Genomic DNA, 12,558 nt, shown 5'->3' on the forward strand with positions numbered 1-12,558 from the left:
CTACGGGTATCCGCCTCACAACACGTGCGACGCCCCCGGAATCTTCCGTAAGGCCGCCGTCAGACCCCAGCTCAGGATCACCGTAAGCACGAAGCCGATCGTGGCTTTCACGATCGCCGGCAGGCCGTAGTCGAACAGCGCGTACTGGATCCACAACGCGATCGGGTAGTGCACCAGGAAGATGCCGTAGGCATCCGCCTGCATGCGGTCGAGCAGGTTCGGGCCCGGCGACTTCTGGTGCAGGAAGAACGCGAGAATCGCGAGCAGGATCGAGCCTGAGAACAGCACGAAGAACGTACCGTAGATCGCCTGATACCAGTGCGGTTGTGGGTCGGGATTACCGAGGATCTCGCGCTTGATGTAGATCATGCCCCACATCAGGCAGTAGGGGATCAGCGTGGCGATCACCCACAGCCGGCGCTGTTTCGGCAACTGCCCGCCGGCGCTGAGGATGCCGCGATCGAAGTTGGCCGCTCCAACGCTGACGCCGATAAAGAAATAGGCGAAGTAGAGCAGGATGCGGCTCGCCTGCACCGAGAACGGCCCGAGCTCGAACCATTTGCTGCCGCCGAAATAGAGCAGCGCCGGCACGTAGGCGATTGCCGTGACGACGACGAGCAGCAGCCAGAATACGGCCGGCTGGTCGAATCCGCGCAGCGACACCCGGTTGCCCGGGTCGACCAGATGCGCGGAGACCCGGTAGAGCAGGCTCGCGGTCAGGTCGAATGCCAGCAGCACCCACACGAACCAGATCGGGCCGCTCGGCCACGGGCCAACCGTGATCGTCTTCCACCAGAACGCCGTGAAGCTCAGCCCGGGATCGTGCCGCAGCGCGATCGCGTAATAGGCGAGCGGGATGACGGTGAACGCCGCGATCGCGAACGGCAGCCCGAGCCGCAACAGGCGGTCGCGGAGAAAAACTGACGGCGCCTTGCGCGCGATGCCCGGCCAGGTGAACAGTCCCGATAGGAAGAAGAACATTGCCATGAAGAAGCTGTCGGTGGCCAGCACGACCACGTCGAAACCGGCCCAGGACGCCGGATCGGTGTGCCCGAAATAGGTGTAGGGAATCACGGCGTGGTGCAGCAGCACCACCAGCGTCAGGAAGGTGCGGGCGCGATCGAGCGACAGATTGCGCGCCTTGGCCCTCGGCGCCGCGTGCGCCTCTGCCCCGATCGTCGCTGAATGTGACATCGTCATCGTGGCCGCCCCGGTCGCGCTTCTGTCCCGCCCGGACTTTGCCGCCGGGAACCGGATTCAGCAAGGGTCGTTTGGGACGCCCGCAGGTCCCTGAGACCGCTAGGAACCAGTTCCCTGCGACGAAGTTAGCGTTCGCCAAAAGGGCTTGAGGACCGCGGCGGGCGGTACAATTTCGGAGCTGGCGATGACGATCCTGAAATGGGCACTGATCTTCTTACTTGTCTCGATCGTAGCCGGCGTGCTCGGTTTCACCGGCATCTCGGCCGCCTCCGCCGACATCGCCCGCTTCCTGTTCTACGTATTCGTCGTGATTTTCCTGGTGCTCCTGATCCTGGGGCTCACGATATTCAGGGCGTAGCAGGGCTGCTGCCCACGCACACAGTCGTCATGCCCGGGCTTGCCGTCTTCGCTGAAGCTTCGCCGGCCCAACACCTATAGCCCGGCGAAGCCTCGGCGGAGCCGGGTCCCGGGCATCCACGTTGTTCTGTATCCGCGATTGCCCAAAAACGTGGATGGCCGGGACGAAGCAGCTACCCCACTTCCTCGATCTTCACCTTGTCCGGATAGAAGGCGAGATGACCGGAAATCTCGGTCATCGCGGGGAAGGGCGCCTCATAGGTCCAGATCGCGTTGTCCAGTGTCTTGCCGTCCGCCTTGACGCTGTAATAGCTCGCATCCCCCTTGTAGGGGCAGTGGGTGACGCGGTCGGTGCGCTCCAGCAGCGCCATGTTGGCGTCCTGTCGCGGCACATATTGCACCGCCGGATATTTCGCCTCTTTCAGCGTCAGCGCCTTTGTGGTCTCGGCGATCACGATATCGCCGGCCGTGACGCGGACGCGCCGGGGATTTGGGGTGATGGTGATGGGGTGGTCGGGCCCTGGAAGCTTCATGATTTCACGCCTTTTTCGATCACTCTGCCGCGCGCGGCACTTTGTCGTGGCTTTATCCAGATCGGATCACCGATATAGTGCCGGAAGGCGTGACGTAGAAGGCCGTTCACGCTAAGTTTGGCTGCGCCGGAAGGTTGGCTTTGTAGAACCGGACCCCGGCAGCGATTCGACGACAAGGCTGATTGCAGCCGAGACAGGAGCACGACCCGAATGCCAATGGACGCCCACGATATCGAGGCGATGATCAAGGCGGCGATCCCCGATGCCGAGGTGACCATCCGTGACCTCGCCGGGGACGGCGATCACTATGCCGCGACCGTGATCTCGGAGACCTTCCGCGGCAAGTCCCGCGTCCAGCAGCACCAGATCGTCTATCAGTCCCTCCGCGGCCAGATGGGCGGCGTGCTGCATGCGCTGGCGCTGCAAACCGGGGTGCCGGGCGCTTGATCTGATCGTGACGGGGGGATGACGATGGCTGCGGACAATCCGCGCGGCGCGATGTTTCGCGTCATCCTGCCAAACCAGCACAGCCGCGTCACTAATGCCGAGCTGTTCTTCGACCTGGTCTTCGTTTTCGCGATCACGCAGGTCTCGCACACACTGCTGCACCATTTCACGCCACTCGGTGCGGTGCACGTCGCGGTGCTGTTTCTCGCGGTATGGTGGGTGTGGGTCTACACCGCCTGGGTCACCAACTGGCTCGATCCCGAGCTGACGCCGGTCCGCATCCTGATCTTCCTGATGATGCTGGGCGGCCTCGTGCTGTCGACGACGATCCCCACCGCCTTCGAGGGGCGGGGTCTGTGGTTTGCGATCGCCTACGCGACGATGCAGGTCGGGCGCACCGCCTTCTGGATGTTTGCAACGCCGCGGCATCGAACTGCGGTCCGGCACAATGCGATCCGCATCCTGACCTGGCTCTCGGTCTCCGCGGTGTTGTGGATCGCGGGCGGCCTCGCCCATGACGAGGCGCGGCTATGGTTCTGGATCGTGGCGCTGACGATCGAATATGTCTCGCCGGCGGTGCGCTTCTGGGTCCCGAAACTGGGCTTCTCGTCGGTCGAGGCCTGGGCGGTCGAGGGCGGCCACATGGCCGAGCGCTGCTCGCTGTTCGTCATCATCGCGCTTGGCGAGGCCGTCGTCGTCAACGGCGCGACGTTCGCCGAGCTTGACTGGACCGCGGACAACATTTTGGCCTTCGTCTCCGCGCTGGTCGGCAGCATCGCGATGTGGTGGGTCTATTTCCACAAGGGCGCCGAGGCCGGCGCCGAGCGCATCTCGAAATCCGCTGAATCCGGCCGGTTGGCGCGGCTCGCCTATACCTATCTGCACATGCCGATCGTCGCCGGCATCATCCTGACCGCGGTCTCCGATGAGCTGGTGCTGAAGCATCCGGTCGGCCATTCCGATATCAGGACCGTCGTCAGCACGATCGGCGGTCCCTTGCTGTTCCTGGTCGGTACCATCCTGTTCAAGCACGCGATCCGCGGCTTCCTCCAGCTGTCGCACGGCATCGGCATCATTCTGCTTGTGGTGCTGTGGTGGTTCGCCGCCGAACTGTCCCCGCTATGGCTGTCGGTCGCCGCGACGGTGATCATGATCATTGTTGCGGTATGGGAGTCGATCTCGCTGGGATCGACGGTGGAAGAGGCTGGGGAGCATTGAGCCGGCGCCATTGGCGCTGGAGCGCTTACTCCGCCACCTCCAGCGCGTGCACCGAGAACATCTTCGCCGCATCCGTCCAGCTCTCGCGCACCCGCCAACCCGCGCCTTGCGCCAGCGTCGCGAAGCGCTCGATGCTGTATTTGTAGCTGTTCTCGGTGTGGATGCTCTCGCCCGCGCGGAACGAAAAGCTGGTGCCGAGCAGGCGCACGGTCTGGCTCTTCTTGCTGATCAGGTGCATCTCGATGCGGTGCCGCTCGCGATTGTAGATCGCGCGATGGGTGAAGGCGGAGAGGTCGAAATTGCCGCCGAGCTCGCGGTTGATCCGCACCAGCACATTGAGATTGAAGCGCGCGGTGACGCCGGCGGCATCGTTATAGGCGTCGTGGAGCAGGCGCTCCTCCTTCTCGAGATCGGCGCCGATGATCATTTGTGCGCCGCGGCCCAGAATAGCGCGTGCGCTCTTCAGGAAGGCCTGCGCTTCATGCGGCTCGAAATTGCCGATCGTCGAGCCCGGGAAGAACCCGACCTTGGGCATCGTCGCCACCGCCTTGGGTAGCTCGAACGGCGTGGTGAAGTCGGCTGCCACCGGGTAGATGCCGAGCGACGGAAAATCCCGCTTCAGGCCGTTTGCCTGCGCCGTCAGGAAGTCGCCGGAGATGTCGACGGGCACATAGGCCGCGAACTTGCAGTGATTGAGCAGCAGGCGAACCTTTGTGGTTGCGCCTGCGCCGAATTCGACGAGGGCCGCGTGCTCCGGAATGATCTTCGCGATCTCGCTGCCGCGCTCCTTCAGGATCGCCAGCTCCGTGCGCGTCGGGTAATATTCCGGCAGCCGCGTGATTGCCTCGAACAATTCAGATCCGGCCGCATCGTAGAAATATTTCGGCGACAGCTTTTTAGGCTGCTGCGAGAGGTCCTCGATGGCCTCGCGGGCAAAGGCGGTGGTCTGTTCGTCGGGAAGATGGGCTTCGGCCAAGGCGCTGGCGTGCACATTCATGATACTCTCCTGAACGCGCTGTCCGGCGCGCATTTGTCGTCGGATGAGAATTTTACTCGTAGTCGGCGAGCCGCAGTCCCGTGAATTGCCAGCGGTGGTGCGGATAGAAGAAGTTGCGATAGGTGATACGGCTGTGCCCCTCCGGAGTTGCAAGCGAAGAGCCGCGCAGCACCAGCTGGTTGACCATGAACTTGCCGTTGTATTCGCCGAGCGCGCCTTCGATCGCGCGATAGCCGGGATAGGGCGAGTAGGACGATCGCGTCCACTGCCAGACGATGCCGAAGGCATCGTTGAGCTGGCCCGAGCGGGCCGCGACCTCCCATTCCATCTCGGTCGGCAGATGTTTTCCGGCCCAGCGCGCAAAGGCGTCAGCCTCGTAATAGCTGACGTGGCAGACGGGCGCGTCGGGATCGACCGGCTTAAGGCCGGCCGGCGTCATCACATGCCATTGGCCGTCGATCTCGCGCCAATGACCGGGGCAGTCCCAGCCCTCGTTGTTCACGGCCGCAAAACCGTCCATCAGCCACAGCGTTGCGGTCCGGTAGCCCCCGTCACGCATGAAGGCGAGCCATTCGCGATTGGTGACGAGATTGCGTGCGAGCTTGACCGGGCCGACGAGGGCGCGGTGTGCCGGCTTCTCGTTGTCGAAATGAAAACTATCATCGACGTGACCGACGGTGTGGATGCCTTCGTTCAGCGTCAGCCAATTCTCGCTGGCCGGCGTCGCGGCCGGGAAGCGCCAGTCCGGATCATAGGCCGGCGGGATCGGGTTCTGCGCGAAGGCGTGCAGGATGTCGGTGAACATCAATTCCTGATGCTGCTGCTCGTGATTGAGGCCGACCTCGACCAGCGGCGCGATCTCGCGAAGCTTGTCCTCGCCGGCGTCGCGGAAGAATTTCACGACGGCAGCGTCGACATGTTTTCGATAAGCGCCGACCTGATCGGCGCTCGGACGGGTGATGTCGCCGCGGTGATTGCGGGAATGGCGCGGACCGGCGCTGACGTAATAGGAATTGAACAGGAAGGCGAAGTCAGGGTGAAAGGGCCGGTAGCCCGCACAGTGCTCGCCGAGCACGAACTGCTCCCAGAACCACGTGGTGTGCGCCCTGTGCCATTTCGTCGGGCTCGCATCCGGCATGGACTGGATCTGCTGGTCCTCCGGCGACAGCGGCGCGGCCCGGCGCTCCGTCTCGTCGCGAACGGCGAGAAACGCGCCTTCCAGCCTCTGGGCAAGGCCGCCCAAATCGGCCGACAGTGACGGAGCGGGGGCCGGAGCGGAGGCTTGTTTCGTCACGTTTTTCTCCAGACAGGACAAGAGAACGTTGTTGGTGTGGACGGGTTCCAAAACGCCGGGTTCGTCCTAGATAGGGGCTCCGTGACGGTATGAAAGTCCTCCCTGACGATGATATTCGTGGCATCATGTAATGGGCCGGTGCAGCCGAGAGCGGTCCACAAGAGGCAGCTCGCCGCCATTTTACTTTGGATGCACAACGGTTTGGGCTACATATATACCCAGGTATCGGGTTAGATCGGCGGAGCCAGCCCGAAGCAATTGGAGTGGGCTCCGCCCCATAAGGACACGGATATGAGCATCGAGGAATTCATCGCCAACGAAGTGAAGTCGAACGACGTGGTTCTGTTCATGAAGGGCACACCGCAATTTCCGCAGTGCGGGTTCTCCGGCCAGGTCGTCCAGATCCTCGACCACATCGGCGTCGGCTATAAGGGCCTCAACGTTCTCGAATCCGCCGAACTGCGCAACGGCATCAAGGACTATTCGAACTGGCCGACCATTCCGCAGCTCTATGTGAAGGGCGAGTTCGTCGGCGGCTGCGACATTGTCCGCGAGATGTTCCAAGCCGGTGAATTGCAGCAGCTCTTCTCCGAAAAGGGCGTCGCTGTCGCGGCCTGATACGTGACCCAGCTGACGCGCCGGATCGGCGGCGCGGAGCTCAAGGTCATCGTTGCTGACATCACCACGCTGAGCGTTGACGCCATCGTCAACGCGGCCAACACGTCGCTCCTGGGTGGGGGCGGCGTGGATGGCGCGATCCATCGGGCGGCCGGGCCCGAGCTTCCAGCCGAGTGCCGGAAGCTCGGAGGATGCCCGACCGGCGATGCCAAGATCACGAAGGGCTACCTTCTTCCTGCGCGTCATGTCATCCATGCAGTCGGTCCGGTCTGGCACGGCGGCACTCGCGGTGAGGCAGAGGCGCTAGGCTCCTGTTATCGCCGTGCGCTTGAGCTCTGCGGGGCCAATCAGCTGACCTCCGTGGCGTTCTCCGCGATTTCGACCGGGGTTTACGGCTTTCCAGCCGACCAGGCCGCGAAGATTGCAGTCTGTGCGACCATTGAGGCCCTGCCAGCCGCGCCGCTGGTCGTCGACGTCATATTTTGCTGTTTCTCGGAAAAGAGCGCGGCTCTGCACGCGGACGCTTTGGCGCGGTAAGGCGGCCCTTGTGCCTGATGACGTGGTCGGTACACTCCGCCGGGCCATGTTCCGGGGAGGGGATATGATTTCACAGTCTGGACTGCGCGCGCTGGTCTGCGCCGCGCTTGTATCGTTGGGTACGATGTCGTTCGCGCGGGCGGAGGGCACCTACGAGATTCCGGCCGGCGCGCATTTCAATCCGGACAAGCTCGCGAGGATAACCGAGTTCTTCAAGAACGAGGTCGCGACCGGCAAGATCGCAGGGGCAAACGTCCTCATCAAGCAACATGGCAAGCCCGTCTACCACGAAGTCTTCGGCGTGCAGGACGCGGTCAGCAAGGCGCCGATCACCGACAAGACGATCTTCCGCCTGTTCTCGATGAGCAAGGCGATCACTTCCGTCGTTGCAGTGAAGTTGATCGAGGAAGGTACGATCAAGCTCGACGATCCCGTCTCGAAATACATTCCCTCCTTCGCCAATGTGAAAGTCGGCGTCGAGAAGAAGGCCGAGGACGGCACCAAGTCGCTCGAGCTCGTGCCGCCCAACCGGCCGATGACGGTGCGCGATTTGATGACGCACACCTCGGGCGTCACCTACGGCTTCTATGGCGACAGCCTGGTCCGCAAGGCCTATCGCGACGCCAACATCTATGCCGGCGATTTCGACCTCGCGGAGTTCGCCGAGCGCATCGCAAAACTGCCGCTGCACAACCAGCCGGGCGCGCTGTGGCAATACGGCCATTCCACCGACATCCTGGCGCGGGTCATGGAAGTCGCGGCCGGCAAGCCGCTCATCGAGATCGAACGGGAGAAGCTGCTCGACCCGCTCGGCATGGTCGACACCGGCTTCTTCGTCACGGATCCGGAGAAGCAGAAGCTGCTGGCGCAGCCGGTGCCGAACGACAGCGATTTCCGGGTCGGGCGGATCAACGATCCGACGGTCGTCAAGAAGATCCAGTTCGCCAGCGGCGGTATGGTCACAACCATGGCCGATTATGAGCGCTTTACGCAGATGTTGCTCCAGGGCGGCAATCTCGGCGGCAAGACCATTCTCAAGCCCGAGACGTTCAAGCTGATGGTGACCGACCAGATCGGCCCCAAGTCGGGCGTCGATCGCGATTATTTTTATTTCCCCGGCGACGGTTTTGGTTTCGGTCTCGGACTCGCGGTGCGCACCGACCCCGGCAACGCAAAACCGCCGCCGCCCGGCGATCTCGGCGAATTGAAATGGGATGGCGCCTCCGGCTGCTATTTCGTGGTCGACCCCAAGCAGGACATGTTCTTCGTGCTGCTGGAGCAGACCCCGACCGAGCGCCAGCGCGTGCAGCGAACATTGAAGCAGCTGGTTTATGAAGCGATGGAGAATTGACATGTTCGGGCGCCGCGCATTGATCGCGGCGCTCGTCCTACTCGCCGGCGGCATCGTTGCGAAGGCAGGTTCCGAGAGACCTGCCGTCCACACGCTCTCGCCCGCGGGGCTGGCGAAGGTTTCCGACTACATCCGCAACGAGGTCGCCACCGGCAAGATCCCCGGAGCCATCCTGCTGCTTCAGCAGCACGGCAAGCCGGTCTATTATCAGAATTTCGGCGTCCGCGACGTCGCGACCGAACTCTCGATGAGCGCGGACACGATCTTCCGCCTCTACTCGATGTCGAAGCCGGTTACCTCAGTCATGGCGATGATGCTGGTCGAGGAGGGCAAGCTGTCGCTCGACGATCCCGTCTCGAAATACATTCCGGCCTTCGCCGGCATGAAGGTCGGCATCGAGAAGAAGGCCGAGGACGGCAAAGTCGCCCTGGTGCTGGAGCCGCTGGAGCGACCCATCACGATCAAGGATCTGCTGCGCCACACCTCGGGGCTGCCTTACGGCTATTACGGCGGCGGCATGGTGCGCGAGCTCTATGCGAACGCCAATCTCTTCAACAGCGATCTGACCAACGCCGAATTCGCCGCCAAGATCGCCACGCTGCCGCTTGTCGAGCAGCCCGGCACGGTGTGGGATTACGGCTATTCCACCGACGTGCTCGGCCGCGTCGTCGAAATCATTGCGGGAAAGACGCTGCTGCAGTTCGAGAAGGAGCGGCTGCTCGATCCGCTCGGCATGACCGAGATGGCTTTCTTCGTCGCCGATCCCGCCAAATTCCCGCGCATCGCCGAGCCGATGCCGGAGGATCGCAACATCAATCCGACGACGCAGGTCCGCGACATCAGGCGGCCTGCGACCTGGGAATCGGGCGGCGGCGGCATGGTCGGTACGATCGGCGACTACGCCCGCTTCGCCCAGATGCTGCTGAATGGCGGCACCTATGACGGCCGACGCTATCTCAAGCCCGAGACCATTGCGCTGATGGCGTCGGATCACATCGGCCCCGAGACGAAGATCGCGCGCGACCAGAACTATTATCCGGGCGGGTCTTCCGGCTTCGGCCTCGGCTTCGCCGTGCGCACCTCGGTGCCTCCTGGAACAACGTGGCCGCTTGGCGAATATCGCTGGGACGGCGTCGGCGGCACGTTCTTCTTCATCGATCCCGAGGACGATCTGTTCGGGATCTTCATGGTGCAGACCCCGACGCAGCGCGGCCGGATTCAACTGGCGCTGAAGACGCTGATCTACCAGGCGATGGGGCGGTGATTACGCTCCGCGCACGATCTCGCGGATATATCCGATCGTCTCCTCGACCTGGCTCGCATTGACGTCGAGATGCGTGCAGGCGCGGATGCGGCCATCCATCATCGCAAGCGTCACGCCGCGCTGGCGCAGCGCCGCGACCATCTTGTCGCCGGGAATGCCGGTACCATCGGGCTTGAAGAACACCAGGTTGGTTTCGGGCTCCTGCACCTCGATGCCTGCGATCTGCGACAGTCCGCGGGCGAGCGCGCGCGCGTTGGCGTGATCGTCGGCGAGCCGATCGACATGATGGTCGAGCGCGTAGATGCAAGCCGCCGCGCAGATTCCGGCCTGTCGCATCGAGCCGCCGAGGCGCTGCTTCCACTGCCAGACCGCATCGATGAAGGCGCGCGAGCCCGCGAGCACGCCTCCGATCGGCGCGCCCAAGCCCTTCGAAAAGTCGATCCAGGCCGAATCCCACCCCGCGGTCATGTCGCGCGGAGAGATGCCGCTCGCAACTGTGGCATTGAGCAGGCGCGCGCCGTCCATGTGGGTGACGAGGCCATGTTGTTTCGCGATCGCGACGATCTCGTCGAGCGCGGCCTTCTTCCAGACCGTACCGCCGCCGATATTGGCGGTCTGCTCGACGCTGACCACCGTCTGCGGCGGCTGGTAGCGGGTACGCGGATGCAGCGCTCTGCGAAAGGTCTCCGGCGTGAACTGGCCGTCGGGTCCCTTCAGCTGCGTGACCTGAAAGCCGCCGATCGCGGCATGCGCGCCGCCTTCGCGCGCGATGATGTGGGCGCTCTCATGGGCGAGGATCTCGTCGCCGGGGCGGCAATGCACCAGCGTCGCGGTGACGTTGCACATCGTGCCTGACGGCATGTACACCGCGGCTTCCTTGCCGAGCAGCTCGGCCACGCGCTCGCACAGGGCGTTCACGGTCGGATCGTCGCCGACCTGCTCGTCGCCGACCTCCGCCCGCGCCATCGCCTCGCGCATCGCAGGTGTCGGCTTTGTCTGCGTGTCCGAGAGCAGATTGATGCGCACCGGCGGCGCCTTGGGATCGATCGGGGGAGGGGTATAGAGCATGCGACGCCTCCTGAAGGTAAACGGCCACTGAAGTGTGGCTCTTTAAGCAAAAAAGGCCCCGGCGAACCGGGGCCTTTCGATATTCAGATCTTAGCGCGAATAGAATTCGACGACCAGATGCGGCTCCATCTGCACCGGGAACGGCACGTCGGAGAGGTGCGGGATGCGAATGTATTTCGCGGTCATCTTGCCATGGTCGACTTCGAGATAGTCGGGGGTGTCACGCTCGGAGAGCTGGCTGGCTTCGAGGACGTGGGCGAGCTGCTTGGAGGCTTCCTTGACCTCGATCACGTCGCCGAGCTTGACCAGATAGCTCGAGATGTTGACCTTGCGGCCGTTCACCTTGACGTGGCCGTGGTTGATGAACTGGCGCGCGGCGAAGATCGTCGAGACGAACTTGGCGCGGTACACAACCGCGTCGAGACGGCGCTCGAGCAAGCCGATCAGGTTCTCGCCGGTGTCACCCTTGAGGCGGCTGGCCTCGACGTAGATGCTGTGGAACTGACGCTCGGAGATGTTGGCGTAATAGCCCTTCAGCTTCTGCTTGGCGCGGAGCTGCACGCCGAAGTCGGAGAGCTTGCCCTTGCGGCGTTGGCCGTGCTGGCCGGGGCCGTATTCGCGGCGGTTCACGGGGCTCTTGGGGCGGCCCCAGATGTTCTGGCCCATACGGCGATCGAGCTTGTACTTCGCCTCACTGCGCTTAGTCATCGCGTCCTCTTCAGGTACTTGGTTTGAGGAAACGCGCCCTCCTGTGTGACGGGCTAGCCCGGCACTGACAGGTCCGATCCCAAAGCTTAAGGGACAGGACCACGGGTCGCGAAACGCTTCGCGGGCCGAAATCGGCCCGCGAGCAAGCGGCTTTTAGGGGGATTTGGGGCTCGCTGTCAATGCGAATGGCCCGGAATCACGTTCCGACTGCCCGGATCGGCTTCGACCCGGCCGCACGCAATTCGGCAGCGATTTCAGTGTTCAGGACCTGTTCCAGCCGGGTCAGGACCCGGGCGATCGGGGCGGCGTCGGTGACCCGGTGATCCCAGCGGATCACGACATGGATGGTCTGGTCAGGCCCGACCACCCCATAGCTGACGATGAAGGGGCCGGGCGTGATCGGGTGAAGCTCGCCACCGCCATAGGCGGCCACCGAGCTCACCGCGAAGCTGCCGAACCAGTTGCCGCGTTGCCGGCCGAAATTCAGCCCGATCGCCCAGGACAGCCGCCGCAACGGCAGCGGCAGGCGGGTCGCCCGCATGATCTTGCGAAACATGGGAATTTCGTCGATCGGGGCGGTCTTGGCGTGCCGGATCTCGGCGTCGATCGCAGTCAGCGTCATGGCCTCGGGAGCCGCGATTCGCTGCGGGATCACGCATTCCTCGCCGCCCTCGACCCGCGCAATGGCCACCGACGCTACGCTCTTCGGCAGCTCGTAAAGCGACGGCCAGGGCCATTTGGCATAGACGGTACGCAGGACCGGCTCGTCCCTGGCGACGAGGGCAAAAGCCTTGACGAACATGGCGGCCCAGCCGGCTGGCGCCATCGCGCCCGCGCGGGCCTCCAGCAGAGGGCCAATATCGAGCGAACGGGACAGGGACACGAAGGGCACGCCCATCGAGGCCTGCATGAGGTCGATAATCAGGCGACGCGGCAGCGAAATGGTCTTGGGCGTCCCGCGCATCG

General features: G+C 63.5%; 14 protein-coding genes. 7 read left to right on the forward strand and 7 right to left on the reverse strand.

Going from position 1 to position 12,558, the window contains the following annotated elements:
• Window positions 1–15: 15 nt before the first annotated feature.
• Window positions 16–1,194, reverse strand: coding sequence for an acyltransferase family protein (locus tag ACIPUD_RS18245; protein WP_446481365.1), 1,179 nt, complete (start codon window positions 1,192–1,194; stop codon window positions 16–18).
• 190 nt (window positions 1,195–1,384) lie between these two features.
• Between ACIPUD_RS18245 and ACIPUD_RS18250 the strand changes: the two genes are divergently transcribed.
• Entirely contained in the window at window positions 1,385–1,558 is a 174-nt protein-coding gene (locus tag ACIPUD_RS18250) for a DUF1328 domain-containing protein (RefSeq protein WP_007612121.1), read from the forward strand.
• A gap of 172 nt (window positions 1,559–1,730) precedes the next feature.
• Here ACIPUD_RS18250 and ACIPUD_RS18255 read toward each other — a convergent pair whose 3' ends face one another.
• Entirely contained in the window at window positions 1,731–2,090 is a 360-nt protein-coding gene (locus tag ACIPUD_RS18255) for a DUF427 domain-containing protein (RefSeq protein ID WP_027567668.1), read from the reverse strand.
• 210 nt (window positions 2,091–2,300) lie between these two features.
• On the opposite strand from ACIPUD_RS18255, the gene ACIPUD_RS18260 reads away from it, so the two are divergent.
• Together ACIPUD_RS18260 and ACIPUD_RS18265 are read left to right on the forward strand one after the other, a co-directional pair.
• Window positions 2,301–2,537: a BolA/IbaG family iron-sulfur metabolism protein gene (locus ACIPUD_RS18260; RefSeq protein WP_007602284.1), complete on the forward strand. Its 237-nt coding sequence runs from the start codon at window positions 2,301–2,303 to the stop codon at window positions 2,535–2,537.
• A 24-nt stretch (window positions 2,538–2,561) separates the two neighbouring features.
• Window positions 2,562–3,755 (forward strand): low temperature requirement protein A, encoded by a 1,194-nt coding sequence (locus tag ACIPUD_RS18265; RefSeq protein ID WP_446481275.1) that lies wholly within the window; start codon window positions 2,562–2,564, stop codon window positions 3,753–3,755.
• Between the two features lie 25 nt (window positions 3,756–3,780).
• Here ACIPUD_RS18265 and egtD read toward each other — a convergent pair whose 3' ends face one another.
• Together egtD and egtB are read right to left on the reverse strand one after the other, a co-directional pair.
• Window positions 3,781–4,752, reverse strand: a complete 972-nt coding sequence (egtD, locus tag ACIPUD_RS18270) for an L-histidine N(alpha)-methyltransferase (protein WP_085384329.1) — start codon at window positions 4,750–4,752, stop codon at window positions 3,781–3,783.
• Between the two features lie 52 nt (window positions 4,753–4,804).
• Complete coding sequence (gene egtB / locus ACIPUD_RS18275; protein WP_446481276.1) at window positions 4,805–6,097, reverse strand: ergothioneine biosynthesis protein EgtB; 1,293 nt, start codon at window positions 6,095–6,097, stop codon at window positions 4,805–4,807.
• Between the two features lie 240 nt (window positions 6,098–6,337).
• On the opposite strand from egtB, the gene grxD reads away from it, so the two are divergent.
• From grxD to ACIPUD_RS18295, 4 genes are all read left to right on the forward strand, one after another.
• Entirely contained in the window at window positions 6,338–6,664 is a 327-nt protein-coding gene (gene grxD, locus ACIPUD_RS18280; protein WP_007602294.1) for a Grx4 family monothiol glutaredoxin, read from the forward strand.
• Window positions 6,665–6,667: 3 nt separating this feature from the next.
• On the forward strand, window positions 6,668–7,201 hold the full coding sequence (locus ACIPUD_RS18285; protein WP_446481277.1) for an O-acetyl-ADP-ribose deacetylase: 534 nt from the start codon (window positions 6,668–6,670) through the stop codon (window positions 7,199–7,201).
• Between the two features lie 64 nt (window positions 7,202–7,265).
• Window positions 7,266–8,552, forward strand: a complete 1,287-nt coding sequence (locus ACIPUD_RS18290; RefSeq protein WP_446481278.1) for a serine hydrolase domain-containing protein — start codon at window positions 7,266–7,268, stop codon at window positions 8,550–8,552.
• A gap of 1 nt (window position 8,553) precedes the next feature.
• Entirely contained in the window at window positions 8,554–9,816 is a 1,263-nt protein-coding gene (locus ACIPUD_RS18295) for a serine hydrolase domain-containing protein (protein WP_446481279.1), read from the forward strand.
• Here ACIPUD_RS18295 and ACIPUD_RS18300 read toward each other — a convergent pair whose 3' ends face one another.
• The 3 genes from ACIPUD_RS18300 to ACIPUD_RS18310 all read right to left on the reverse strand — a co-directional run bounded on the left by ACIPUD_RS18300 (window position 9,817) and on the right by ACIPUD_RS18310 (window position 12,556).
• Window positions 9,817–10,884 carry a threonine aldolase family protein gene (locus tag ACIPUD_RS18300; RefSeq protein ID WP_247337337.1) on the reverse strand — a complete coding sequence of 356 codons (1,068 nt, stop codon included), beginning with the start codon at window positions 10,882–10,884 and terminating at the stop codon, window positions 9,817–9,819.
• Window positions 10,885–10,974: 90 nt separating this feature from the next.
• A complete protein-coding gene (gene rpsD / locus ACIPUD_RS18305) occupies window positions 10,975–11,592 on the reverse strand; it encodes a 30S ribosomal protein S4 (protein WP_204511654.1) in 618 nt (205 codons plus the stop codon).
• Window positions 11,593–11,788: 196 nt separating this feature from the next.
• On the reverse strand, window positions 11,789–12,556 hold the full coding sequence (locus tag ACIPUD_RS18310) for an acyltransferase (protein WP_446481280.1): 768 nt from the start codon (window positions 12,554–12,556) through the stop codon (window positions 11,789–11,791).
• Between the last annotated feature and the right edge of the window lie 2 nt (window positions 12,557–12,558).

The organism is Bradyrhizobium sp. CAR08 (assembly GCF_052871955.1).